Here is a 24318-nt window from a genome sequence, read left to right as displayed (position 1 = left end):
TTGGATTACCGCGTTCACACCGTGAACGTCAAGAGTTTTATGTTCATGGGATGAACGACGGGCCGAAAAAGGACGGATAAGCGGCTGTTAATCCGGCATTAACTGACTCGTCGCTGGCAACGGAGGCATGTAGAGGTTTGCATACCGGACAACCGGGGTGAGTTTGGCAGTATGTCACGGGAAATACTGTATCGATTCGGGCAAACTGACACTGCGGCGGGAGCAGCGCGAGGCGGCATCGCCTTGGAGCCAGAGATCGACCGACTCTGCGCGCTCGGCGCCCGGGATACTTCGATCGGCTGGAACTCCAGCCTCACGGTCCTGGACACGGCCCTGAGGTCCGGCCGCGGCAGTGACCCTGTATCCCGGATGCTTGCAACAGGTCGGCTGATAGGCCTCAGCGGCTTCAGCCCGTCATTTCCTTCGCAAGATTACCGAGATGTAAACCGGGGGCCTTCTCTCAGCGAGGACGATATCGTTCGTTCTGAGGATTACTACGCGCGTACTTCAATCACGCAGCAACGCAATCGCACCTCGCATAGGGCCCGCCAAACGTGACGCATCGACGTCGGCTCCTCGACTACTCAATCGCAGCCCTGCTTGCCGCCCTTATGATGTATTCGGGGCTGATCGTGCGCCTGTCCATCGACGACGGTTACAGGGCCGGCGTCCCGCTGGCCAGTTCCAGAACCGATGCGAGCGACAACTATGCCTACTTCGCCTTACTAAAGAGGGGCATCAGGTCTTGCCGTCATCAAGCGGAAGCTGTGACTGAACCCCTGCAGGGCAACCAGATCGCCTGCACATATCTCGGTGGCCTCGCACTCGGAAATGTTCTCTGGACCGTTTCGCAATGGTTGACCCCGTCGAAACGCGTCGCGGTTTCTATTCTGCTCATCCTAAACGCAGCCGCGATGTCACTCGCCTTCCTATGGGCACTCGACGCAATTCTTCGGCGGACATTCTCATTCATCATCGCAACGATACTCGCTGTCACAATACTCCATACGCTCGACAACTTTGCGCTGAGCTTCTATGCGCAGACATTAACTCTGGATTTTCATTCGATCCTTTTGCTTGAGCCAGGGTTCGCGCGGCTGGTTAATCCAAGTCTTTTCTGGGCGCTGGGATTCACGACTATTGCGTTGCTCCTTCATCAGATGCAACGAACGACCGCAACTGGATTCGCAGTTCTTTTCGCCATCGCCGTTGTATGCGGAACGGCCGGTCTCGCCGTCAGCGCGTGCATCCTCATGGGCTTCGGCTTGTTCGTTGGAGCGGACCTGCTGATGACGCGGCGCATCAACTGGCCGGTAATCGGATCGTCAGCCGGACTCGCGATAGGGCTGGCGTTTTCGTATTGGCAGCTACGTCAGTTCTATGCCACCGATTTAGGCAAAGCTTTGCAGCACGGTCAGACCCTCGATCTTCGTCTCAATTGGGCGATGCTGTGGCTGGCCGCCCCAATCGCATTCGGAAAAATCGTTCCCGACGACCCTGCGCGCAACCTCCTGGCCAAGTGCCTGCTGGTCGCGGCTGCGATCATCGGCCTGGTCTGTGAGTCATTCGAACTGGGGAACCGGTTGTGGCTGCGCGGGTCTGCGGCAATCGCGTTTCTTGCCTGCGTTGCGTGGCTTTGGAGGAGAGCAGAGATGCTCTTCCGGAATTGCCCGAATATCGTAGCGGACGTCTCGCTATTTCTTCAGCAACGACCTTGGACCAGAGTATTGGCCTCGATTGTTGTCCTGGCCCTTTTGTCTGCCATGACAGCAATTGCCCGGCCTCCGCAATTGGATAAGGCACGCTGGTTTATCGATCGCGACAAGCTCGAAGCTCTGTCTTGGCTCGCCGAGCAGACCAGGCATGACACGCTGGTCGCATCAACCAGCATCGAGGACAGCTTTCTGATCGAATTCTACACAAGTGGAGCGCCATTTGTACCACTTTACGGGCTCACCATTCTGCCGCGCGAGATGCAACTGCGTCGCTATTTCCACGTCCTCGACCTCATTCGGGAAGGCGCCGACGTCGTTGAAAGACTCGGTTCGGTCCGGAAGAGCGCACTCGATGAGTACAATCAGAGGCTCAAGATCGGGTTTGTCACACCACCGGACCACAGCACTTACGAGTCGCTGGCCTTTTATCATATGCTCCTCTATTACCCCTACAGCCGGGATATACCGGGGATATTCAAGGCGGATGGGGTGGATCCCAATTTCCTCAAACGGCTCGGTGAAATCGACGCCGCGTCCCGATCGCAGGTTGGAGCATTCGATTATTTGATCTTGCGCTCCGACGAGCACCTGAAGGAAATGGCTCCCTTCGAGGTGGCATTTCGGAATGCCAGTTACGTCATCATGCGTTCTCGTCGTTGAGCTGAGTGACAGCCGGCGGCGAGAGCACCAATGAAATCAGGGGCTGCCTTGAAATTTGCTGACAATTTTCTCCGCCGCTACCTGGAAATTGCTCCGGCCGCGCTTGCGCTTGAGCGCGCGATTGAATGTGAAATGCACGTCCGCAATGAATGGCCGGGGCCGATCCTCGACATCGGGTGCGGCGACGGCATTTTCGCTTCAATCCTGTGCTCGGAGCAGATCGACACTGGCATCGATCCGGATAAGGCGGAGTTGGACGCCGCACGCGAAACCCTGGCCTACAGGGAGTTGATCGCATGCCTCGGAAACGACATTCCGAAGCCCGACAAGAGCTTCGCTACAATTATTTCCAACAGCGTGCTCGAGCACATTCCCGACCTCGTTCCGGTTCTCAAGGAAGCCAATCGGCTGCTCGCGGACGATGGGCATTTCCATATAACGATCCCGTCTGACCGGCTCGAACTCGCGACGGCGCCGGCGCGGATGCTTTCCGCGCTTGGCATGCCCTCGTTCGCGAAGCGCTACGGCCGCTTCTACAACCGCTTCTGGAACCATTATCACGCATATGACGACAAGACATGGCGCGCCATGTTCGCGGAAGCCGGTTTCGAAGTCGTTTCGCATCACGCCTATGTTCCGCGCGACCTCTCGACGTTCTATGATGTTCTGACGGTAATCGCGCTGCCGGCCTTCGTGTCGAAGAAGCTTTGTAACCGCTGGGCCATGTGGCCGGCGGCACGGCGACTCTATTCCGGACTAATCACAAGGACCATCCGCGGGCTGATGTCGCACCTGAACCACGGCGAAGGCTGCCTTTTCTTCTACTCCCTGAAAAAGCGAATGCCGTGATGAAAGAAGCACGAAGGCTACGAGGATGACTCACTACGTTCTGTTCAACCGCCAGATCAACAGACGCAGTTTGATGGCCGCCACACTATAGGTCCGGACCATCCTGAACCAGTTGGACTTGCTTTTCCCTGTGCCGCGCAACAAATACGAACTCGGTATCTCGACGATGGAATGGCCCGCATGCTGGGCGAAATGCAGCAGGCGGAAATAATACTCGCCGTAGCCGTAGAATATCTCGTCAACTGGCAGCTTCATGATAAGGTCGCGGCGCGCAGTGAAATAGCCGCCAAGATTGTCCTGCACCTGCGTGCCAATCAGTAACCGCAGGCTCCAGTTGAACAGCATACTGGCGAGATAGTGGTACATGTCCACCATCCGGCCGCCGGCACAGAAACGCGATCCGCTGACGATGTCGTAGACTTCTCCAACATGCAGTAGGCGCGGAATCTCGAGCGGATCGTGCGTGAGATCGCTGTCCATCACGATGATACGAGCCGAATCCGCTTGCTCGATACCGTGGCGGATTGATTTGGCAAATCCGCGATCGTCCGTTCTCAGGATCGCCCTCACATTCGAGTCGCGTTCGGCACGCTTGCGCACGACATCGTAAGTGCCATCCGGACTGCTGTCGTCGACCACGAGAATTCGATAGCGCCAACCTTCAGGAACAGCCGCTTCGATCCGGTCGACAAGCGTCAGTATGTTCCCTGCTTCGTTATAAGTAGGCAGGATGATCGAGACGTCCTTTTCCGCCGCAGCGCTACATGGATTACTCTGATTCATGCGTCATGCGTGCGCTAGGGTGGACAACTGCCGACAGACGTGCTCGATCTCGCTGTTTTGCAGAGTAGCGAAGGTCGGCAAGCTGAGAACCCACCGACCGAGCTCGTCAGCCACCGGGTACGGCTTTTCCTTGAAGTAGGCTATCTCCGATGGCGGCTGAAAGCCGGGGCGCGTTTCTATGCCTTTTTCCGCGAGCGCCAAAGACACTCGGTCTCGGCCCTGCGGGAAGACATCCGGCTTCAAAAGCACGCCCACCGCCCAGATGAGCGGATCGGATTGCAGCGCTTTCTGCTGCATCGCCATGCCAGGTATGCCGCCAAGACGGAGTTCGTACTCAGAAAATACGCGTCGGCGTTCCCGCGTGATCGCGTCGACATGTTCGAACTGCGCGCATCCGAGAGCCGCCTGCAAGTTCGTCATGCGGAAGTTATGGCCAGGTACTTCGTGCCAGTAGTGGCGTTGGCGGCGCAGCCCATGGCTGCGATAGAGCCGCGCGGTTTCAGCGAGCGCGTCGTCATTCGTTGCGACGAGTCCGCCCTCGCCCGTTGTGATCGTCTTCGTAGCGTGAAAGCTGAAGGTATTGATCGCACCGAGCGTCCCCGCCAGTACGCCCGAAATACGCGATCCCAGCGCTTCAGCGGCGTCCTCGATCACCGGGATGCCGCGCTCGCGCCCCAAGGCGATGATCGGTTCCATCTCACAAACATTGCCGTAGCTGTGCACGGCAACAATAGCCCGCGTCTTTGGTGAAAGTACCGCCTTGACATCATCTGCACGCATGCACCAAGTCCGCGGATCAACGTCGCAAAAGACCGGACGTATGCCGAGCTGCAAGGCAATGTTCGCCGCGGCCATAAAGCCGAAGGCCGGCGTCACGATTTCATCCCCTGACTTCAGTCCCAAGGCGAGAAAAGCGAGATGCAGCGCTGCCGTTCCATTGGCAACCGCCAGGACATGCTTGCAGGCTAGATATTCGGCAAGATCGCGCTCGAAGCGCTCAACGAACGGGCCGCCTGAAATCCAGCTTGATCGCAGGGCATCGAGAACATACTGCTCCTCCTTGCCCCAGAAGGTCGGCTTGGCCCACGGAATATCGTGGCTCTGGCAGCTGCTAGGCAAGTGAAAGTTTCCTCTCCAGCATCTGGATCATTTCCCCGACATTCTTGAGATCGGCAATGTCGTCGACGGTGAAGCGGAGGCCAAATTCCTCCTCCACATCCATGATGAGATTGATGTGCGCAAGGGAGTCCCAACCGGGAACGTCCTTTGCTGTCATCTCATCGGTAATGACCAAATCGTCGATCTCGAACACCCGATGGAAGGAGTTTGTTAATTTTCCTCGAACGTCCATCAGTCATTTCCTTTTGAAACGAGAAGCAGTGCGTTGCGCGGAACGCTTTCCTGCGGCGTTCTCGGGTCGTACGCCGCGTCGTCGCGAAACTCGATAACGTTAAATCCAGCCTGCTGCACCTGGTCAACAACCTCCTGTGCCGAGCGGTAGAGGTAGATGTGATCCGCATTCGGCGCGGTGACTGCGGCGGCTATGAGACCCAGACCTCCCGGCGCAAGTATTCGATATAACCCCTTGAGAAAGCTCAAAGGATCCTCCAGGTGCTCCAGAACCTCGATGTTGATCAGAAACGGCGCCTGCTCTTTCGGCGGATCCGCGAGAATGTCCTGCAGCGACGCCTGATAGCGGTTCGACAATCCGAACGCGTCGACCATCTTTCGCGTATGGGATAGCGAGTGGGAACTAAGGTCGAAGCCATGGCCGGTAAGTTCCGGCAGCTCCCGCAGGCATTCGCGCGAATAGAAGCCAGTGCCAACGCCGACGTCGTAGAACTTGGTGCCGCCGTGCTTTCTGACGAGCGGCACGAAGCGCTCTGCAAAGAACAGCTGCTGGAGATAGTGATGACGCCACAAAAAATGCGATAGATAAATCCCCGGCAAGTAGAGGGAATGCATGTACCTTTCGTTCTGATAGACCTCCAGCGAAGCCTGCTCGTAGGTCTTTGCCTCGTACTTCCCGGTCTTGTCAAAGCGCTTTTGCAGCAACATGCCGTCCAGAGCGAAGCGGATATAGCCGCGCGTCGCAGTTCGTAGCCCCTCGACGTTGCCGGCAAAAAAGATGCTTAGATCCTTTTCGAACGCATCAATCCAGGAAGGCCCAAACCGGGCGACCTGCTTTGAAATAATGCCGGCTATGAACGGCGCTTCCGTGGTAAGAACCTCGTCGATTATTCCGACAAAGGGCGTGTCTTTTCGGTCGCCCGCAACGATCATGATAGTCGTACCTTCTTTTCTGAATGCTGCGATGCATTCAGCTTCATCGTCCTCTCGGCGCCGCCGAGCGTCATAGTTGTGTCGATGTAGTATTCGGCCGCGGAATGCCCGGACAGCGCCAGGCTGTAAAGCGTCCCTTCGGGCTCCGGACGGAAATCGTCGTCGGCGACCAACGGATCAAATCCAAGACGCTCAAAGAGCTCTTTGACATAGACGTTCTTTTCGGTCGGAATGAACTCGCCGACGATCCTTTCCGCACCACTGTTCCTCGCGAAGCAAATCATCGCCTCGAACGTTGCATACTCCAGTCCGCGCTCAAAAACGCGACAACTCATGATCCAGTTGTCGATGAACAATGCGTTTCCGCGCAGCTTGAGCACCGCGCCCGCAACGATCCCGTAGTTTGAAAAGCGGTCGGCGAATTTGACCTGAATGACCCAGGAGTCGGACGCACTCCCAAGCTGAGCGACAATGCTTTCGGAATAGCGTTGGGTGCGGGTGTTGAATTGGTTTGTCTTGCCAAACAGCTGCGCGATTCGCGCCAGACCTTCGCTGCCGACGGGCTCGATCCACGCCTTCATCTGCAGTGAACGCAGATAAGCATCGTAATCCGAAAACTGAGATTCCAGTTGCTGCCGTTCGCGATCCTTTGCGTAGGTTTCGGATCTGGCGATGTCTTCCTCGGTCAATTGCTCCCATTCGAACGCAAACGAGAGATCAAGTGCGCGAACGTAGAGGGCCGGGTCGGCGGGCACGTTGATCGTGAGCACCGACGGCTCATATTCATCAACGATCGTTCGCTCGGCCGGATTGTCGTCGAAAAAGACCAGGGATTCCACGCCAATGTTCAAACCATCGGCGATTCTCCGGAGATTAGTGACCTTGTCATCCCAGTTGGCCTGAAAGGCGGCAAAGTCCGAGAGCTTAAGCGGCATTTCCGGCTTCGCCTGGAAGGGGCTACGCGCAATCGCTTCGTCGTTCTTGCTGCAGACGGCGAGCAAAACGCCACGCTCCCTCAGGGCAAGCAGATAGCTCTGGAAATGCACATACGCTTCGCCGATGGGATCGGAAGGATCGATCCTAATGCCGTCGACACCATCATCGCCTACGACGCCGCCCCAGAGGGTATTGTCCAGATCCAGAACAAGGCACTTCTTTATGTTGCCGCGCCCGCAAGCAATGAGACGCGCAAGATAGGCACTGACGAATGGCAGCTCGCGCAGGGAAATTGGCTGCTTGGTCAGGAAATAGCCGGTCTCGTCGAACCACTGCCGGCGCCCGGCGAGTCCGGCAAGCGTGTCCAGATCGATAAGATGGACGTGCTTCGGCCGCTGCGCGACGAGACGATCATTGAGCGCGCGCAAGCAATTACTGCGCGAGAAGGGATATAGCCGCTCCAGATTGCCCAGTGGCCGCTCGAGCGGCTGAACAAACAGCGCATGATACACGCGGCACCCAGGCAGCCTCTTTGCGACAACGTCCCAGATCGTGAGATAGATTTCCGACTGTCGCCTGGCCCATTCATCCACCTCTTGGGCACTGGCGAACATGCGCGGCCAGGTCTTGATGTCGTCGGTCGAAGGCAGCAGCAAGGTTGCGTCGGGACCGGCCCTCCAAATCTCGGCGTTCTGCTGCAGCGTCCCCGACGCGATGGCGTCATATCCGCCGAGATGAATGGACGGCGCGAGCCCCTCGGCATAGAGGAACAGCTTCAGGCTTGAGCACAGGTGCTGCGCTGAAAGGGACGCCAGAATCGAAAGCTTAAGAGGCTTGCGACGCCCCCCAAACTCCTTGGCGAATTCAGGTTCAATCCGCTCGAAACGCGAGGCGAGCGTCAGCAACTCCCGGGAATTCATCTCCCGCAGTCTCGAAATCCGGAGCGACTGCTGGAAAATCGCGATTCGATCGGGTTGTGCCGGCGCTACAGACATTTGATGACACACGTGCCAGTGGCAATTTGGCCGCTTTCCGCTGTGAATTCCAGTTTCATCTGCACGGAGGACACCGCTTCATGGACGCTCGCGACTATAGCCCGCAGCTTGACCACGTCTCCGCGGTAGGCCGGATTTCTGAAGTCGATGCTCTCCCGCAGGATGATGACCTCACTGCTCGGCAGATGCATGCCGACCAGGTTGGAGATGAGCGCACCGAGAAGGTTGCCATACACGATCGGCTCGCGGAAACCATGCTGCCTGGCATACGCCGCGTCACCATGAACGGCATTGGTATCGGCAGATATATGGCAGAATTTCTCGATTACTTCCGCCGACATTAACAGGCTTGTCTCGAAAGCCTCGCCGACCTTGAAGAGTTTAAGTCCTCCGCCCATGCCAATCTCATCTCTTGTCCAGAACCATCGCGGCGCCACGTGCGTTCGAACGATAGACATATATGTTATGAATCAGCAGCCTTGCCGCGACTTCCCAACCCAGCTTCTCGTAGAGACGCATCGCCTTGGGATTTTGCTTAACCCCCTGGGCCAGGTAGATCGATATGCCGCAAGCATGGAAGTGGTCGCGCACGGCGTCAATCAGTTTGATGGCTACCAGCGGCGTCAGGTAGCTGACTTCGGTGTTTGTCACGAAGGTGAGCCATTCCGCCTTGGTTCCGTATCGTTTGAAAGCGATCGGAACAACGAATAGCGACTCCAAAACCCCGAGCAGGAAGCTCGGATGGCGCAACATGAGCCCGGCGACACCGAGAAACTTACTCCGATAGGTATGGCGTATGCTGCTGCGGATCTCGCCTGAATCGGTTGTTGCGGTGACAAACCCGAGAAGCTGACCTTTCCTGTAGATGACGTAGCCGAAGAAGGACTTGCTGCAAACCAGCGCTTCGTAGAGCCCACGGACGTGATCCGGACCCAGTTGTCCATTGAACGACCAAGAAAGCTCCTTGTAGTGGAGACCGGCGACATCAGACGCATGCTCAGCGCACATCGGGAGCAATTCCAGCCCATTGAGCAGATGTTGCCCGCGCTTCTCGCTCTTGTTCGCTTCCGAAGACATCAACCAACGACCTCAAGCTCCGGCAATGGGAACACGAGCTTCAATTCGTTGAATTTGGGATTTTTCTCGAAAAACGGTCGAAAGTGCCACGGCAGTACGAGCGTATAGTCCGGCTTCCGCGCGAACAGCTCGGCCTCGGGTACGATCGGAATGAGGCTGCCGGGAGTGAAGCAGCCAAACTTGTCCGCATTCACCTCCCCGATAAAAGCGATGTTCTTCTCCGTCAAACCGCAATATTGCAGCAGCACGTTGCCCTTGGTGGAAGCGCCGAGACCACACACCAGTGCACCGTCGGTCTGAGCACGATCGAAAAACTTCAAGAGTTCGTTGCGACTCGCTGAAACGCGATCCGCGAAGGCTTTGAAAGGTTCAAGACCTCCGTAACCGGCATGGCGCTCCGAGGCGAGAGGCTCGGCGAGGCCTTGCATCTCCGGCTGCGGCGCTTCGCGGCGCGCCATGGTCACAGAGAAGCTGCCGCCGTTAACGTCATTGAACTCGACGTCGATGATCTTGCCGCCCACCTTGTCGGCCATCCATTTGATGGTCGAGAGCGAATAGTACTCCAGGTGCTCGTGACATACGGTGTCATAGCCGTTGGTCCGGATCATCGCTGGCAGATAGCTCTGCTCGAAGACCCAGATTCCGTCATGCTCGAGGAGGTTGAGGACCTCCGACATGAAGTCGAGTGGCGCTTCCAGATCGTAGAACATCGAGAAAGATGTGACCACGCGCGCGCGGCGAGGCCCGAGCTTCTTGCGCAAGATGTCGAGCGAGAAAAAGTCGGCGATCAATTCGACTTGCGGCGCATAAAACTTACGAAACTTCTCGCCGGTCGGATCGATGCCAACGAGATCGTAAGTGCCGGTCGGGTAGGCACCGAGCGTGGTGCCGTCATTGCTGCCTATATCGACGACAAGATCGCCATCCTGAAGCGGCGCGGCGCGGCGGATCCGTTCGACCTTCTGGTACAGGTGCTGCGTCATGCTCGCGTTCAACCCGGAGCGATAGCCATAATTCGCGCCGTACATCGCGCTCGGTTCATAGGTGCAGGCGAGTTGAACCAGGCCGCAGCTTTCAGCACCCAAGCATTTCACGAGCTGCAATGGCCCGCGCTCGATGGGCTCGTCGCGACGACTCGGAAAAATGCCCGTTAGGGCTTGATCGCCAAGATCCAGAATTCGTACGAGATGGGCGTTCCCGCAGACGCGGCATCGAGAGATCGGGCGGGGCATACTTTGTGTCCAAAATCGTTGCTGGCCCTTTTAGAGGCCCAGTGGAATCAATCCAAGACAAAGTTTCCGCCCCCACAGAAGCCATCAAGGCATTGATATATAATCAGAATTGAAATCGGGGAGTTCGCTCCCCGCGGTTTTTGTGAGTGCCGCAGCCGCGAAGGTGCAGCATGATTTCCTCAGAAATCAAGCTCCACCCCGGCGCACCACGAGCAGGGCGATTCCGATTGGAGGTTACTGGCTCGCGAAATCCAAAGCGATGCTAACAGCTGGAACGGCTCAAAACTGGCGAATGAGTTCAGTCACCGTTCGCTGCTGATCCGCCGTGATCTCCGCGAACATCGGCAGCGACAGGATCCGGTCTTGCACGCGGTGCGCGTTGGGAAACTGTTCCGGGCGGGCCTTGAGCCGGCTGTAGGCGGCGAGGAACGGCAACGCGGTCGGATAGTTGATCGCGGTCTGCACGCCGTTGGCGCTCAGGTGTGCCGCCAGCGCGTCGCGCCGCGGATGCTGGATCGTGTAGAGGTGGTAGACGTGGCTGCGGCCGGCCGCGACGGCGGGCGCCACGACGTCCTCGATCTGGTTGAGGCCGGCGTCGTAGATCCTGGCGGCCTCCTGACGGGCCCTGGTCCAGGCGGCCAGATGCGGCAATTTCGCCGACAGAATCGCCGCCTGCATGCCGTCGAGCCGGCTGTTGATGCCTTCAATGCGATGCTGGTGTTTCACCAACCCGCCATGGCGCGCCAGCATGGTCATGTGCTCGGCCAACGCAGCATCATTGGTCACGACAGCTCCGGCATCGCCCATGGCGCCGAGGTTCTTGCCCGGATAGAACGAGTAGGTGGCGGCTGCTCCGAACGTCCCGACCTGCCGCCCCTTGTAGCAGGCCAGATGAGCCTGCGCGCAATCCTCCACTACCCAAAGCCCGCGCTTGCGCGCGATCGCCATGATCGGGTCCATATCCGCCGGCTGCCCATACAGGTGGACCGGAATGATGCCGACCGTCCGCGGTGTGATAGCGGCCTCGATCGCGGCCGGATCGATCGTAAACGTCGAGCCGTCCGTGTCGCAAAATACGACGGTGGCTCCGGCATGGGTAATCATCGCCGATGTCGATATCCAGGAATGCGCCGTGGTGATCACCTCGTCGCCCGGCTTCACATTCAATGCCTTCATGGCCAGGTACAAGGCATCCGTGCCATTGGCGCACGACACGCAATGCCTGACGTCTACCGCGGCAGCGAATTCCCGCTCGAAGGCATCGACGTAGGGCCCGCGAATGAAGGCGCTGTCACGGATAACGGAAGCAATCGCGCCGTCAACCTCGCTCTTGATGGTCTGGTATTGCAGTTGCAGGTCCGCAAAAGGCACTGGCATCCGTCGCCTTCCTATTCGCTAGCCGGCAGCCGGCGCGCCGGATTACCGGCAAAAGTGCCGGACGTCGTGATATCCCTTGTCACAACCGAACCTGCACCGATGACGACGTCATCGGCTATCCTTACCGGCATGATGGTGGCGTTGGAGCCGATCGACACGCGGTTGCCGATCACAGTCTCACGCCACATTTTCCTGTTTCCGCGGGCCGGGCCCCCGGTCGAAAACGTATCGTTCACGAACATCACCCCATGGCCGACAAAGCAGTCTTCACCGATTGTCACCAGCTCGCAAATGAAGGCGTGTGACTGCACCCGCGTGCGCGCGCCGATCACCACCCCTTTCTGGATCTCGGTGAACGGTCCGACGAAGCAATCGTCGCCAATTGTGCAGCCGTAGAGATTGCACGGCTCGACCATCCTGACCCGCGCGCCGAAGACGACGTCGCGCACGCCTGACTTGTGCACCTCCGGTCGGTTCACGAGGCGATGCCCAGGCGGCTGAGGCGGGGCGCGAAGCGCAACGGCACTTCTGCACCGGTCTCGATGGATTCATACAGCGCGGAGATCAATTCCAGGCTCTTGCGCCCTTCGAGGCCATCGACCAGAGCCGCGCGTTGACCGACCAAGCAATCGATCACGTGCTGGTAGTAGGCCTGGTGGCCGAAGCCGTAGACATTCGGCGGATTGACCGAAAATTTTTCGATCACGTCCCTGTCGGAGGCAAGCTCGTCGACAAACCGCCAGTGCCTGATCTGGTTGACGGCGAATCCCGCGATCTCGACGGTCCCTTTCTCACCCAGGATCGAGAGGGAACCTTCGAGGTCGGTTGGGCGCACAGCGGTCGTCGCCTCGATGATGCCGAGCGCCCCGTTGCGGAACTTGAGGGTCGCAACCGCGGTATCCTCCGTTTCAATATTCACCAGCGCCGTGATAGCACGCGCGTGAACGCTGACGACGTCACCGAAAAACCATTCCAGCATATCGACGTGATGACTCGCCTGGTTGGTCAGCACGCCGCCATCATAGGCCCAGGTGCCCCGCCAGTCGTCCTGGTCGTAATATGCCTGATCGCGACACCAACGCACCCGTACCGTGCCGAGGATCAGACGGCCGAACCGGCCGGCATCGAGAGCCTCGCGCGCCTTGACCACCGGAACGTTGAAGCGGTTCTGCTTGACGACAAACATCTTCACGCCGGCTTCGTCGCAGGCGCGGATCATGTCGTCGGCATCCTGCAGCCGCAGCGCCATCGGCTTCTCGACGACGACATGCTTACCCGCTTTCGCACAGGCGGTGACGTGAGCGGCGTGCATCCCGCTCGGCGTCAACACCGCCACCGCGTCAATATCCTTCCGTGCGAGAAAGTCCTTGATATCGTAATCTGCGGGAATGCCAAATTTTGTGGCGATCGCGTCAGCGCGCGCACGAATCGGGTCGCAAACCGCGACCAGGCAAGCCCCCCCGACATGACTACCGCCCAACAGGTCGGAATGGCGCCTTGCAATGCGCCCACATCCGAGCAAGCCAAATCTAACCATGAAAAATGCCTCTACCCTCCACGGACGGCGACGATGACATTTGAGGGTTGTAGCACTCGACGCCCCACGCGGGATGCCTCAACGTCGTTGACACTTGTCCGGCCTATATTTAGTAAAAGCCCTTGCAAATCAAGGTCGGCGACGACTCCGGCACCCCGCGGCCGGAGCCCGAGATGGCAAGGTCCATCTGCTGGCCGGCATCTCAACCGATCCGCCAAGGATATCTCGCGATATCTCGAGTTCCCGCTTAATCTCAATGCGTCACGAGACCAGGCAGCCAAGCAGTGATTTATTCGACCAGATGAAAGCAATTTTGGGGTCTTCCGGACTCGACCGGCACCACACGGCTAGTCCAGGCATTCCCGACGATCGAGGATTGCAGCGCATTGCCCTGGCGTCCCTGATCGGCCTCTTCATAGTGGCGTGTAGCCTGACTTTCGCGCTTGGTTCGCGCGATTACGGCGTGGCTTACATTTTTTTCGATATTGCTCGTTTGCCCTACGCCATCGCCACCGTGGCTGCTTTTGCGCTGGTTGCCCTGATATTCGTATTTGCTCGGTTCAGCTTCGGCTACTTCGTCGGCTTCTATTGCTATGCGGTGATCCTCGGCTATCTCTGGCTGAACTGCTTCTCGCCGTTCAATTACGATCATTGGCTGGCCGGGGCTTCGGCCGCGATTTCCGCCGTTGCGTTTCTCTTGCCGGCATTGCTGATTACCTCACCGGTCAGGCAGGTCTACACGCTTTCCGAAAAAGCGATGCAGCGGCTGCTCGGCACGATCCTGCTATTTGCCGCGGCCATCGCTGCCATCGGCTCGACCTACAATTTCAGGCTCATTGAGGTTACCGAAATATACACCTACCGCGATCAGCTTCGATTCCCTACAATCATCAATTACGCGACGGCGGCGACGATGAGTGTGCTGCTGCCCTACGCCTTTGCATGCTACGTTGCGCGCAAGCGTTACTGGGGAGCCGCCGCAGCTCTGCTGCTCTCGATATCCTTTTATCCGGTCACACTGACCAAGGTCGCGCTATTCATGCCGGCATGGCTCCTCATGCTGGCTGTTCTCGGCAAGATCTTCGAGACCAGGATAGCGACAATACTTTCCCTGCTGTTGCCGATGCTCGCTGGAGTGATCCTCTTCATCTTGGCACATGACCTATCCTACAGGTATTTCAACATCGTCGGCATGCGCATGATCATTGCCCCATCAAGCGCGATGGATTTCTACAACGAGTACTTTGCAAGGCACGAGCTGACGTATTTTTGCCAGATGTGGATCTTGAAGCCTTTCGTTCCTTGTTCTCTCGAAGTTCCGATATCGGTCGAGATGGCGAACAACTATGGCCTGGGCAACATGAACGCTTCCTTGTTTGCCACCGAGGGAATTGCGTCGGTCGGGCTCCTGTTCGCGCCGGTTTCGGCTTTCTTCTGCGGGCTCGCCGTTGCCATCGGAAACCGCGCTTCCGAAGGCCTGCCACAACACCTGGTTTTTATCTCGGGTGGCGTTCTTCCCCATATCTTCATGAATGTGCCGCTGACTACGGTAATGCTGACCCATGGCGCGGCCTTGCTGTTCCTGCTGTGGTACATTACGCCGCGCGGCTTTTTTTCCGGGCAGAGCCAGGTTCTACCGGCATAGGATCCCAGGCCGTGCGACGGGCCGCTGCCTTGCTCGTTTCCTCATGTTGACCGCCTCAATCCCGGCAAGTACCACTCCGGCGCGGGAGCAAGCTGGTTCTCAGAGGAAGCGAGCGCGCCTGACCGGAAGCAATGGAAGAAGGTTTTGGAAACAGTCAGCGAGAGGCCTCGATGCACACGTCCTGATCACCAGCGGCGCCGGTTTCATCGGTCAGAATCTGGTGCATGCATGGCACGCCGAGAAACCACTGCTTTCGCAGCTTCGTTCAGTCGAAGGTCTGGGTTAGGACGGGCACCCAAACGGATCGACGCATTTCTCTACGGCAGTGACAAAATCCGCCGCAAAGGCCGCCACTCGCTTGTCCAGGCCGGGCAGAAGACTGCGCACCGCCGATGGTTCCGGCGATTGCGAGACCTCCGCGAGAAGTCCGGCCAGCACCTCGGCTTCATCGACCCCGAAATACCTCGCGCCTGTCCCCGCCTGTTCGCGATGCACCGGAATGTTTGACAGGATCATCGGCACCCCGAACGATTTCGCCTCCTCCACCGTCGTGCTCCATCCTTCGAATCGCGACGGGTTGATCAGCGCCATCGAGCTGCGCAGCAGCGCGTAGACGTGCGCCAACGGGATCATCCCCAGGTAGCGAAAATTCGCCTCGATGCCGCGCTCGGCCACCTCGCGCATCAGCTCGCCGAAATAGTCCGACTTGCGTGGCTCCTCAGTACTGCCCGATGCGGCGACCGCGACGTCCACGCCGCGCCGCTTCAGGATGGTCAACGCCTCGATCACCAGCGAGTGATTCTTGTGGCGCCAGAACTGGTTCGGCAGATAGAAGAACCTGCTCGGCAAACCGTACTCGGCGATGACCGCAGCGGCATCCCCGGTCAAAAGTTCGGGCGATGGCTCGGTCGCAAAGCGGGCCACGACCACCGGGTTCGACGCGCCCGGATACGCCGCGCGAAAGTCGGTGAGCGCACTCTCGCTACTCAGCAGGATGCTGCGCCCGGACGCGATCTGCACGCGAAAGCCGAGATCGCGCCGCCATCTTGCGAAAGGTGAGAACAATCCAGGCAGCTTCAGATGCTGGAGGTCGGGAAACCATGCCAGCACCGGGATCGGCAACCGCCAGCCGAAGAAGCGAGCATTCTCGAACACGACATCGATGCGCCTCGCCTTGAACGCATCCGCCGCCCGATGATCGATCCCCGTCACCAGCGCCGCAGCGAGGCCGGCCTGCCGCCCGTCGAACGCCTCAGATTGCACGATCTCGACGCCAGAAACATTCGAGAAAGGCACAAGCTCGGCTGCGGGCTCACTCGTTCCCGCAAACAGCACCGGTACGATCCTGCCCGGGCAATGGCGAGCGAGAGCAGCAAACAGGTTGGCCTGATAGTTATATCCGCCGGCCCATCGCCTGCGCGAGACATAGGTGAAAGCAACGCGTCGCGGCCCGCGCTCAGCCACGGGCGTAATCCCTGAACCATCGCACATAGTCGGCGATGCCCTGCGCGGGAGGAACGCGCCACGCAAATCCCGTTGAGTGGAGCGCAGTATTGTCGGCCAGGAGGCTGAAGGGATCGCCGGCCCTGACATGTCCGGAGAAGCGGACGCTGACATTACCCCAATGTCCAGCCAGCAGGCCTGCAACGTCCGACACGCGCATCGCCTGGCCCGAGCCGCCATTGATCAGCCGGAAGGGTTCCCCTTGCGGCAATTGGGCCAACATCGCCAGCAGCCGGACCACATCCCGCACATCGCACCAGTCGCGGACTTCCTCGCCCGTGCCGCCAAGTGCGAGTTCGTGACCGTTTTCCCGCAGCCGCGAGCAGATGTCCCACAGCAGCTGCTTGCGCAGTCCCGAGCCATAGACCGAGAACAACCGCACCACCGTGCTGCCAATGCGGTAGCTCAGCGCATAGCTCCGGCACAGCTGCTCCATCATCAGCTTATTTTGGCCATAGGGTGACATCGGCGTTAGCGCAGCTTGCTCGGAGATCGGACCCGAATGGCCGGATCCATAGACCGCCGCGCTCGATGCCGCGATCAGCCGGCTTTGTGGGGAATGCACCCGCAGCCATTCCAATAGCCGCGCCGTGCTGGCCACCGTGCGAGAGAAGTCCTCGAGGGGGTGTGCGATCGCCAGGGCGACGCTAGAGCCGCCTGCAAGATGAAAGACCGCCGAGGGCAGCCCATGCGCGGTCGCCAGCGCGTCGAGATTGGTCGCCTCGATCTCGCCATTGATCCAGGACTGCAATCCGAGCCGCTTGCGCTCGGTCTCTTCGAGCGCGCCGTGGCCGATGCCATGCACGGCATGACCGGCGTCCGCCAATTCGCGGGCGAGATGGCCGCCGATGAATCCCTTGGCTCCTGTTACCCAGACGGACATTACGCGGCCTTGTGGGCGATGAAAGAATAGAGCCTTCCCGGCCGGTTGTCGAAATAGGAGGCCAGCGAAAGCAACGCAGCAAAGATGCGGTCGGAGCCAAGCACTATGCGCCAAAACGGACGGCCGAACAGCCTTTGCGAAGCACGGTCGACGACAGCCTCGCGCAGGGTGCCGACCGTGTAAGGAAAGAGATTGATGGGGCTCTGCAGCGGCGAGAGCACCTTGACCTGTCCGAAGCCGGCCTTTCTCAGCGCGCCGAGATAGCGATCGAGCAGAAAAGCGTGCTCGCCACCGTAGAGGTGATGCAGCGGATGATCGTCGAGAAAGGCCTGCAGATCTGCCTGCCTGCTGATCACATGCTCCCGCACCGCGATGAAGATACCGCCTCGGCGCAGCACGCGAAACATTTCGGAGCAAGCGCGATCGAGATCGCTGGTGTGGTGCAGCACGGCTCTCGCGAATACCACGTCGAATTCGTCGTCAGCAAACGGCAGGCGCTCGGACCATTGCTCGACCACATCGATCGGCAGCGCCGCCTCGACCGCAAGCGACCGAATTGCCGCCGAGCCGACGATGGCGCTCGGGTTGGGTTCCAGCGCGGTGACGGAAAATCCCTCGCGGGCGAGCGCGTAGCTTGCAATCCCGCGCCCGGCGCCGACATCGAGCGCCTTGCCGGAGCACCTGCGCAGCAGTGCGGCGATCTCGCGCCACTCGCCGCTCTGGCGATAGCGCTCGGCCGCCGCCAGCAACGGATCGTCGTAATAGGCGTCGAGCACGAGCTGGCGCCGGTCGGGCTGGTTGCGCAGCCAGATCACCGCCGATTCCCAGGTCGCAGGAGAACTATTCGCCATCCACCCGTCGCCAACCTTCAGTTGCACAATTCCTGGAAGCGAGCCCATTGCCGTTCCTTGCTGTAGCGGTCGCGAACCATGGCGTTGCCTGCCGTCGCAATGGCGCTCGCCCAATCCGCGTCCGCGATCAGCCGTTCAACCAACCGCGGAATCTGATCGACCGACGCATAAGTGACCATGGTCTCGCCCTCGGCAAAGCCCTCCGGATAGTGCCCCGCATCCGTTAGCAGAACGGCCCCGCATCCGACTGCCTCGAAGCACCTCATGTTGCCACGATCCTCGCCGGCCATATCGACCGCCCCGTTGAGCACGATACGCGCCGAAGCCATGGCAGCATAGAGTTCCCTTCCATATAGCGGGTCGGCCCGCACACGACGAATTTCCGCAGGGTGGCAGAATGCGCTGAGCAACGGCAAAAAGGGCAATAGATTGGCAAGCCGGGTCAGGCGGGAATCTTCCAGATGAAGCCGCGCGCTGATCCTCGGCACCGACGCAGCCGCCGTGAGCGCTGCAACGCGCGCCCGGTGGTGCCGGGAAAAGCCCCCGACGAACAGCAGATCGACGTTCTCGCGTCGTGCCGCCGCGTAGCCATCCATGACGGGATCATGCGCCGGAATGAAGTAGGCAACCCGGCATCCCTTCTCCCGCCAGCTGTCCAGGATGGAGGGAAAGTTGCAGACAACGAGATCATAACCGGAGAGATCTGCCGAGCCCGATGGCGCCGCCCGCCAGCAGATACTCCTCCTCACACAGCCCGGCAACTGCCGGATGAACGCGCTGCCATAGCTCATCGGGTCGAGATTGTAGAACACCTCGGTTCGATGATGCTCGATCTGCGCCAGCAGGATCTGCTCGAGATCCTTGCCGGCCAGTCCGTTGTCGCGCGCCCATAGCCTCTGCAGCGTCTCGTCATCTCCATTCGTGTAGAAAGCCTCCGCGCTGCCGGCCAGGACCGGCTGCAGGATGTGCGAGGCGGCGTACCGCGTATCGAGAAAGGAGTTCAGGCACTCACCAAAACTGCGATCGCTCGCGCGAGGCCGATGGGCCCGGAAACCGCGCGACAACCCGTTGTTCTGAAACAGCCGCATGACTAGCTGGAGGATTCCAATTTGCGCACGACCCGCGCGGGATTGCCGACGACGACCGAATGCGGCGGCACATCCCGGGTGACGACCGAGCAGGCACCGACCACGGCGCCCTCGCCGATCGTCACGCCTTTCAGGATGCTGACATTGAAGCCGATCCAGGCCTTGTCCCCGATGGCGACCGGGGCATGCGCGACATGCGACCAGTCCTTGCTGCCCTTGCCCCAGTCCAGCACATCGTTCCTGCGATGCGCCCAATCGAGGCTGTGGGAATCGTGATCGGTGATAGTGATTCCCCAAGACATGATCACGTCGTCGCCAATAACGATGCTCCGGTAGCAGACCAGATTGCTTTTTCCGACATAGGTCCGATCCCCGATCTTGATTTCGCCGCCGCGATCCTCAAAGCGGATATTGGCCTGAATGATCGAGTTTTGCCCGATCGACAGGCGATTGCCGGCAGACCGCCGGATGCGCCACCACACCACAGCAGCGCCTTGCCCGGTGCTGACGGCGCCGGACCTCCGGACATTCCAGCCGAGCAGAGCATCGATCCAATTCAGAACTTTACCCATCGGCTCACAATCTCGCCAGCGACCATTTCATGTTCAGATAAGGCCAGATCGCTCCGACCGACTGCCAGTCCCATCCTCTTGCAGCGTTCAATTGTCCGACCTTACGGTCGAGCCTCGCCTCGTCGACGAATTCACTGAAGGCAGGCACTTTCTGATTCAGCAGCGAAGCAATCCAACCCGCGAGCGGCCCGTTCAGCCATTCCGGCATCGGCGAGTTGAAACCGATCTTGCGGCGCCCCATCCGGATGTCTTCCGGCATCCTGCCCTGCATCGCCCGCCGCGCAATCCATTTGGTGTGCGTGTCGGACGACTTGCTGGTCCCAGGCAGCGCCATCGTATAGGTAACCAGCCGCCAGTCCATGAATGGCATCCGCACCTCGATGCCGTGGGCCATCGAGACGCGGTCGAAATTGCGCAGGATGGTCGGCAGCACCGTGCCGTGGAACAAGCGGTAGAGCCGCCGGTTGAGCGCGTCCCATTCCTCCGGCAGCGCGTCGCTCTCGCCGGCCAGTGCAAACCGCGGGGGAATCTGCGAGAGACCCCCACGCAGGAAGTAACATCCCCTGCCCTTCAGCATCATCGCCCGCGAGACGTCCACCCAGTGAGTGAGCGCGACCGAACTCGAGCTCAACCGGGCAAGCGAATTTCGCAGGTAATAGGCGAGTGACTGTCCTTCCTGGCGGTAGGCGCCCATCAACTCGTCGGCTCCATGACCGTCGAGCGAAACCAGCACCCCGCGTTTGGCAAGCTCGCGGTAAACCAGCCAGGCTGCACTCGGCAGCGAAATGTAGACATCGTCGTTGTCGTCGAGGATACGGTCAATTTCCCTGGTTGCGTCGTCGCGACCGATCTCTACGATCGTCGGCGCGACGCCGGCCCATTTGGCTGCTTCTTCTGCCATCGGCCGTTCGTCGTTCGCCGCACCCGAGAATGCAGCCACAAAGGCATGGCGCCAGGCGGTGCTGCCGCGCGGCCCCATTCCCGCCCGCGCATGTTCGGCCATCTCGCAGATCACCGCGGTCGAGTCGAAGCCGCCGGAAAGACAGGTTCCGATCGGAACATCGCTGCGCATCCGCAATGCCACGGCGCTGCGGAACAGTTCGCCGAACTGCTCGACGCGCTCGCCTTCCGTATTCGGTATGACAGGCAAATGATCAACCGTGCACCACCACCGCCCGATCGTGCGCTTCCCCTCGCGCAGCCACATGAAATGCCCGGCCTGCAGGCGGTGAACCTCGCGGTTGAGCGTTCGTTCGCTGCCCTCGACGCTGAAGGCGTCCAGCATCAGCCGCCGCGCCACGTCGACATCGACAGAGGTCTGGATCAATCCGCTGTGCACCAGCGCGCGGTGCTCGGATGCGAAGACAAACCGCTCCGGCGTCAGCGCGTAAAGCAGCGGCTTGATGCCGAAGCGGTCGCGCGCGAGGAACATCTCGCCGCTTTGCGTGTCGTAGATGGCGAGCGCCCACATGCCGTTGAAGCGCAAAAGCATGCCCTCGCGCCAGTTGCGCCACGCCGCCAGGATAACTTCAGTATCGGACTCGGACTGGAATCTCTCGCCGACGGCCTCGAGTTCCCTTCTGAGCTCGAGGAAATTGTAGATCTCTCCGTTGTAAACGATGACGTGGCGCCCGTCGGCTGATGCCATCGGCTGGTACCCGCCCGGGCCGGGATCGATGATGGCAAGGCGGCGGTGGCCGAGTGCGACGTTGCACTCCGTGCTGAACCAATAGCCGGCGCCGTTGGGCCCACGATGCGCGATCCGATCCGTGAGATTGCGGATTTCGCTCTGTTCGACGGGCGGGCCACGGAGGTTAACTATCCCGGCAATTCCACACATGATGATGTCAACTGCTCAGGAGGAAACCGGATGACAGAATGGCAAATTCCGGCTTGCCGCGGTCTGGAAAGGTCGGCGGATGTCAACCGGGCCCGCGGATGGCAAGGCCCACCCCCGATCCAAGAGGTATTTGGAGGACGGCAAACTTCGTGTCAAGTCGCCGGAATCGTTGTCTAATTTTGAATGACCGCTTCCACCCGCGCCCGCATGCCTGCGCGCAGCAGGGGTAACGCAGCAAGCCCCGTCACCGCGAGCCAGAGGGCGCATTCCACGACGAAATGCGCTAGTCCCTCCCCCGGCACGGCCGAGCGGATCAACGTGCCGAGCAGCCATCCCGCGGGCATCACGACCGCGACGATCAGCGCCAGCAGGAGGATGTGCCGTAGCGGGTTCGCGAGCGTCTGGCGCAGCACGGTCAGGCCCAACCATCCGAATTGCACCAAGAGGTCGCTCGCGACGATGGCGATCGCCATGCCCACGGGCCCGAGTTGCGGCGTGAGCAGCAGCGACAGCAACAGGAACACCGCGAGTTGCACCGCCTTGACGCGCGCCAATAGCTCGCCGCGATTGCTGCAGTAGCTATAGCCGAGCGCCAGCAGCGCCGGCGCGGCGATCCCGGTCCCGACCAGCAGCACAAAGGTCAGGCGGGCATCATAGGGAATGGCGTTCTTGGTCCACAGCGCGAAAAAATCGGACCAGAACGCCAGCAGTCCGGACACCAGCGTGCTCGTCAGCACAGTCAGGAGTACGGACCCGCGCGCGTATAGCGATCGCAGCCGCGCCGTGTCGCCGACGGCATAGTCATGGCCGAGTTCGATGGCGAGCGGCTGCGTCAACTGCGTGCACACGGCGCGCAACAACCCCGCCACCACGCGCGTGACCCCCCATTGCGCGACGGCCACCCGGTCGAACACGAGGGCGCTGACCAGCAGAACCGACAGGTTCTGCAGCGCAACTTCGGTGCTGCTGGCAATCGCAAACGGAAATGCCGAGCGATACTGGCCGACCGCCCAGCGCCAGGACCAGGCGGCCCGCCGGCGCGCCGAACGGAGGAACGGAAAGCAGCGCGGAGCGTCGATAGCCAGGAGATAGGCGGCAAGCACGACCTGCGGCGCGACATAAGCGATCGCGATCATTACGAGATCACCGCTTGTCACGATCGCCGCGACCTGCCCGACCTGAGCAATCGCTTGGGCGGCGCAGGGCAGCCAGACCCCGCGGCCGTAAAGCCCTCGTGCCCGGTAGACCGCGGCCGCGACGTTGGCGGGCAGCACTGCAAGCATCCCCGCCACCATCACCGCCAGCGCCGCGTCGAACTGCGGCACCTCCTGGAACCCGAGCAGGCGCGAGGGTGGGAAAATCGCGATCGCAGCTAGGATCGCCGCGATCAGCAGACCTGCCGCGACGAAATAGAGCCTGAGCATCGCGGCATAGTAGCGCGCCGTCCGTCCATCCGGATCGACGCTGGACTTGAATGACAGAAAGCGGTTCAGCGAGCGCGAATGAAGGCCTGCATCTGCGATGCTGAGAAGACTGCCCGCCGCGTAGAGCGCAAGCCAAGCGGCGAGGAATACGCTTGAGGTGAAATGCAGGAAGACCGGAACGAGACCGACCTGCTGTGTGATCCCCAGCGCCAGTTGCGTAAGATTTGCGCCCCATCCATCGAACAGCCTCCGCGCGCGGCTTCCTCTCATTGCCACACCTGTTCGAAAGCGCCTGCAACTTGCGCAAACCGGATCACATCCCTACCCCTGCCTGATGGTAGGCGGCTAGCATCCGGGCGAAGGATTGTCGATGACCGGAAAGCACGTACGACTGGAGCGCTACTAGTCGGCAGGCGCCGGTCAAGCCGCCAGCGGAACTCAGTGAAAGAGGAATTGGTCGAATTGAGTGGCAAGCACTTTTTGCACAGTACTGTCGGATCCAGGAGCAGGCAAATGTCCAAGCGCGCCATCGATCATTGATTGGCTGTCGTTAGCAGGCGAACTGGCAAGCAAATCGTCTGCCATTTCGTCGTTCAGTACATGCAGATTCGGCGTCTGCACGCCGGAGTCTATGAAGAACGCCGCCGCGCCGATCGGCTGCTGGTTGACGGTCCCCGCTGCCAAATCCGTAGCGAACCCAAAGATATCGTCGCTGGCGTTGCCGGCAAAGGGGAAGTTTACGGGTGGGAACGCGGTTTCGATTGTCGTCGATGCCCCCGACACGGTCACCGTCGCAAATGCAGTTGCGGAGAAAGCCCCGTTGCTGTCGACCGTCTGGAACGCGATGGTGTCGGTACCGCCGGCCAGGAACGCCCACTGACTGAGCTGGCTGACCGGAATCGGACCGTACGCCAGGTTGTCGTTTTGCACGACGCCGTTTTTTGTCAGGTGTCCACCGCCCGCCGAGCGGTCGCTGACCCAGACATGCGTCACGGAATCCCCGCTGTCGGGATCGGTCAGCCCGGTGAACAGCGTGCTCAGTGCCACCGAGGTGCCCGATGCAACGCT

The 24318-nt window shown here is 59.9% G+C and carries 22 protein-coding genes; 3 read left to right on the top strand and 19 right to left on the bottom strand.

Annotated features, from left to right (window positions below; all coding sequences use genetic code 11):
• The first annotated feature begins 554 nt into the window (after positions 1 to 554).
• Together ACT4OC_RS18220 and ACT4OC_RS18215 are read left to right on the top strand one after the other, a co-directional pair.
• Positions 555 to 2375 carry a hypothetical protein gene (locus ACT4OC_RS18220; protein WP_444840416.1) on the top strand — a complete coding sequence of 607 codons (1821 nt, stop codon included), beginning with the start codon at positions 555 to 557 and terminating at the stop codon, positions 2373 to 2375.
• A 30-nt stretch (positions 2376 to 2405) separates the two neighbouring features.
• The gene (locus tag ACT4OC_RS18215; RefSeq protein WP_444840415.1) at positions 2406 to 3224 is read left to right on the top strand and encodes a class I SAM-dependent methyltransferase; all 819 of its coding nucleotides are present in this window, start codon (positions 2406 to 2408) and stop codon (positions 3222 to 3224) included.
• A 33-nt stretch (positions 3225 to 3257) separates the two neighbouring features.
• On the opposite strand, the gene ACT4OC_RS18210 is transcribed toward ACT4OC_RS18215, so the two are convergent.
• The 11 genes from ACT4OC_RS18210 to ACT4OC_RS18160 all read right to left on the bottom strand — a co-directional run bounded on the left by ACT4OC_RS18210 (position 3258) and on the right by ACT4OC_RS18160 (position 13444).
• Positions 3258 to 4007, bottom strand: a complete 750-nt coding sequence (locus ACT4OC_RS18210) for a glycosyltransferase (RefSeq protein ID WP_444840414.1) — start codon at positions 4005 to 4007, stop codon at positions 3258 to 3260.
• Positions 4008 to 4010: 3 nt separating this feature from the next.
• On the bottom strand, positions 4011 to 5126 hold the full coding sequence (locus ACT4OC_RS18205; RefSeq protein WP_444840413.1) for a DegT/DnrJ/EryC1/StrS family aminotransferase: 1116 nt from the start codon (positions 5124 to 5126) through the stop codon (positions 4011 to 4013).
• Positions 5119 to 5358 carry an acyl carrier protein gene (locus ACT4OC_RS18200; RefSeq protein ID WP_444840412.1) on the bottom strand — a complete coding sequence of 80 codons (240 nt, stop codon included), beginning with the start codon at positions 5356 to 5358 and terminating at the stop codon, positions 5119 to 5121. Before ACT4OC_RS18200 ends, ACT4OC_RS18205 begins: the two co-directional genes overlap by 8 nt.
• Positions 5358 to 6290: a class I SAM-dependent methyltransferase gene (locus ACT4OC_RS18195; RefSeq protein WP_444840411.1), complete on the bottom strand. Its 933-nt coding sequence runs from the start codon at positions 6288 to 6290 to the stop codon at positions 5358 to 5360. The genes ACT4OC_RS18200 and ACT4OC_RS18195 overlap by 1 nt, the downstream gene beginning before the upstream one ends.
• On the bottom strand, positions 6287 to 8146 hold the full coding sequence (locus ACT4OC_RS18190; RefSeq protein ID WP_444840410.1) for an HAD-IIIC family phosphatase: 1860 nt from the start codon (positions 8144 to 8146) through the stop codon (positions 6287 to 6289). Before ACT4OC_RS18190 ends, ACT4OC_RS18195 begins: the two co-directional genes overlap by 4 nt.
• Before the next feature lie 65 nt (positions 8147 to 8211).
• Complete coding sequence (locus tag ACT4OC_RS18185) at positions 8212 to 8619, bottom strand: MaoC/PaaZ C-terminal domain-containing protein (RefSeq protein WP_444840409.1); 408 nt, start codon at positions 8617 to 8619, stop codon at positions 8212 to 8214.
• A 7-nt stretch (positions 8620 to 8626) separates the two neighbouring features.
• A complete protein-coding gene (locus ACT4OC_RS18180) occupies positions 8627 to 9298 on the bottom strand; it encodes a hypothetical protein (protein WP_444840408.1) in 672 nt (223 codons plus the stop codon).
• Positions 9298 to 10530 carry a class I SAM-dependent methyltransferase gene (locus ACT4OC_RS18175; RefSeq protein ID WP_444840407.1) on the bottom strand — a complete coding sequence of 411 codons (1233 nt, stop codon included), beginning with the start codon at positions 10528 to 10530 and terminating at the stop codon, positions 9298 to 9300. Before ACT4OC_RS18175 ends, ACT4OC_RS18180 begins: the two co-directional genes overlap by 1 nt.
• A 279-nt stretch (positions 10531 to 10809) precedes the next feature.
• Complete coding sequence (locus ACT4OC_RS18170; RefSeq protein ID WP_444840406.1) at positions 10810 to 11907, bottom strand: DegT/DnrJ/EryC1/StrS family aminotransferase; 1098 nt, start codon at positions 11905 to 11907, stop codon at positions 10810 to 10812.
• Between the two features lie 11 nt (positions 11908 to 11918).
• Complete coding sequence (locus tag ACT4OC_RS18165; RefSeq protein ID WP_444840464.1) at positions 11919 to 12323, bottom strand: acyltransferase; 405 nt, start codon at positions 12321 to 12323, stop codon at positions 11919 to 11921.
• Positions 12324 to 12382: 59 nt separating this feature from the next.
• The gene (locus tag ACT4OC_RS18160) at positions 12383 to 13444 is read right to left on the bottom strand and encodes a Gfo/Idh/MocA family protein (protein ID WP_444840405.1); all 1062 of its coding nucleotides are present in this window, start codon (positions 13442 to 13444) and stop codon (positions 12383 to 12385) included.
• Positions 13445 to 13700: 256 nt separating this feature from the next.
• Here ACT4OC_RS18160 and ACT4OC_RS18155 point away from each other — a divergent pair, with 256 nt between their 5' ends.
• Positions 13701 to 15089 carry a hypothetical protein gene (locus ACT4OC_RS18155; protein WP_444840404.1) on the top strand — a complete coding sequence of 463 codons (1389 nt, stop codon included), beginning with the start codon at positions 13701 to 13703 and terminating at the stop codon, positions 15087 to 15089.
• A gap of 282 nt (positions 15090 to 15371) precedes the next feature.
• Here ACT4OC_RS18155 and ACT4OC_RS18150 read toward each other — a convergent pair whose 3' ends face one another.
• The 8 genes from ACT4OC_RS18150 to ACT4OC_RS18115 all read right to left on the bottom strand — a co-directional run.
• The gene (locus ACT4OC_RS18150) at positions 15372 to 16619 is read right to left on the bottom strand and encodes a glycosyltransferase family 4 protein (protein WP_444840403.1); all 1248 of its coding nucleotides are present in this window, start codon (positions 16617 to 16619) and stop codon (positions 15372 to 15374) included.
• Positions 16546 to 17475, bottom strand: coding sequence for an NAD-dependent epimerase/dehydratase family protein (locus tag ACT4OC_RS18145; protein WP_444840402.1), 930 nt, complete (start codon positions 17473 to 17475; stop codon positions 16546 to 16548). Before ACT4OC_RS18145 ends, ACT4OC_RS18150 begins: the two co-directional genes overlap by 74 nt.
• On the bottom strand, positions 17475 to 18326 hold the full coding sequence (locus ACT4OC_RS18140) for a class I SAM-dependent methyltransferase (protein ID WP_444840401.1): 852 nt from the start codon (positions 18324 to 18326) through the stop codon (positions 17475 to 17477). Before ACT4OC_RS18140 ends, ACT4OC_RS18145 begins: the two co-directional genes overlap by 1 nt.
• A 17-nt stretch (positions 18327 to 18343) precedes the next feature.
• The gene (locus tag ACT4OC_RS18135) at positions 18344 to 19414 is read right to left on the bottom strand and encodes a glycosyltransferase family protein (RefSeq protein ID WP_444840400.1); all 1071 of its coding nucleotides are present in this window, start codon (positions 19412 to 19414) and stop codon (positions 18344 to 18346) included.
• Between the two features lie 2 nt (positions 19415 to 19416).
• A complete protein-coding gene (locus tag ACT4OC_RS18130; RefSeq protein WP_444840399.1) occupies positions 19417 to 19986 on the bottom strand; it encodes an acyltransferase in 570 nt (189 codons plus the stop codon).
• Positions 19987 to 19990: 4 nt separating this feature from the next.
• Positions 19991 to 21826 (bottom strand): asparagine synthase (glutamine-hydrolyzing), encoded by a 1836-nt coding sequence (gene asnB / locus ACT4OC_RS18125; protein ID WP_444840398.1) that lies wholly within the window; start codon positions 21824 to 21826, stop codon positions 19991 to 19993.
• Positions 21827 to 21999: 173 nt separating this feature from the next.
• The gene (locus ACT4OC_RS18120) at positions 22000 to 23250 is read right to left on the bottom strand and encodes a hypothetical protein (RefSeq protein ID WP_444840397.1); all 1251 of its coding nucleotides are present in this window, start codon (positions 23248 to 23250) and stop codon (positions 22000 to 22002) included.
• Positions 23251 to 23688: 438 nt separating this feature from the next.
• The coding region (locus tag ACT4OC_RS18115; RefSeq protein WP_444840396.1) for a hypothetical protein at positions 23689 to 24318 on the bottom strand (630 nt) is incomplete at its 5' end.

Source organism: Bradyrhizobium sp. (assembly GCF_052389815.1).
In the GTDB taxonomy this organism is placed as follows: Bacteria; Pseudomonadota; Alphaproteobacteria; order Rhizobiales; family Xanthobacteraceae; genus Bradyrhizobium.
This window is presented reverse-complemented; position numbering and strand designations above follow the sequence as displayed.

Excerpts from the sequence above, each read along its gene's own strand:
- ACT4OC_RS18175 (WP_444840407.1), bottom strand. The coding sequence starts at position 10,530 with ATGCCCCGCCCGATCTCTCGATGCCGCGTCTGCGGGAACGCCCATCTC.
- ACT4OC_RS18215 (WP_444840415.1), top strand. The coding sequence starts at position 2,406 with ATGAAATCAGGGGCTGCCTTGAAATTTGCTGACAATTTTCTCCGCCGC.
- ACT4OC_RS18185 (WP_444840409.1), bottom strand. The coding sequence starts at position 8,619 with ATGGGCGGAGGACTTAAACTCTTCAAGGTCGGCGAGGCTTTCGAGACA.
- ACT4OC_RS18190 (WP_444840410.1), bottom strand. The coding sequence starts at position 8,146 with ATGAATTCCCGGGAGTTGCTGACGCTCGCCTCGCGTTTCGAGCGGATT.
- ACT4OC_RS18200 (WP_444840412.1), bottom strand. The coding sequence starts at position 5,358 with ATGGACGTTCGAGGAAAATTAACAAACTCCTTCCATCGGGTGTTCGAG.
- ACT4OC_RS18195 (WP_444840411.1), bottom strand. The coding sequence starts at position 6,290 with ATGATCGTTGCGGGCGACCGAAAAGACACGCCCTTTGTCGGAATAATC.
- ACT4OC_RS18180 (WP_444840408.1), bottom strand. The coding sequence starts at position 9,298 with ATGTCTTCGGAAGCGAACAAGAGCGAGAAGCGCGGGCAACATCTGCTC.
- ACT4OC_RS18130 (WP_444840399.1), bottom strand. The coding sequence starts at position 19,986 with ATGGGTAAAGTTCTGAATTGGATCGATGCTCTGCTCGGCTGGAATGTC.
- ACT4OC_RS18145 (WP_444840402.1), bottom strand. The coding sequence starts at position 17,475 with ATGTCCGTCTGGGTAACAGGAGCCAAGGGATTCATCGGCGGCCATCTC.
- ACT4OC_RS18210 (WP_444840414.1), bottom strand. The coding sequence starts at position 4,007 with ATGAATCAGAGTAATCCATGTAGCGCTGCGGCGGAAAAGGACGTCTCG.
- ACT4OC_RS18165 (WP_444840464.1), bottom strand. The coding sequence starts at position 12,323 with ATGGTCGAGCCGTGCAATCTCTACGGCTGCACAATTGGCGACGATTGC.
- ACT4OC_RS18135 (WP_444840400.1), bottom strand. The coding sequence starts at position 19,414 with ATGCGGCTGTTTCAGAACAACGGGTTGTCGCGCGGTTTCCGGGCCCAT.
- ACT4OC_RS18170 (WP_444840406.1), bottom strand. The coding sequence starts at position 11,907 with ATGCCAGTGCCTTTTGCGGACCTGCAACTGCAATACCAGACCATCAAG.
- ACT4OC_RS18120 (WP_444840397.1), bottom strand. The coding sequence starts at position 23,250 with ATGCTCAGGCTCTATTTCGTCGCGGCAGGTCTGCTGATCGCGGCGATC.
- ACT4OC_RS18140 (WP_444840401.1), bottom strand. The coding sequence starts at position 18,326 with ATGGCGAATAGTTCTCCTGCGACCTGGGAATCGGCGGTGATCTGGCTG.
- ACT4OC_RS18155 (WP_444840404.1), top strand. The coding sequence starts at position 13,701 with ATGCGTCACGAGACCAGGCAGCCAAGCAGTGATTTATTCGACCAGATG.
- ACT4OC_RS18160 (WP_444840405.1), bottom strand. The coding sequence starts at position 13,444 with ATGGTTAGATTTGGCTTGCTCGGATGTGGGCGCATTGCAAGGCGCCAT.
- asnB (WP_444840398.1), bottom strand. The coding sequence starts at position 21,826 with ATGTGTGGAATTGCCGGGATAGTTAACCTCCGTGGCCCGCCCGTCGAA.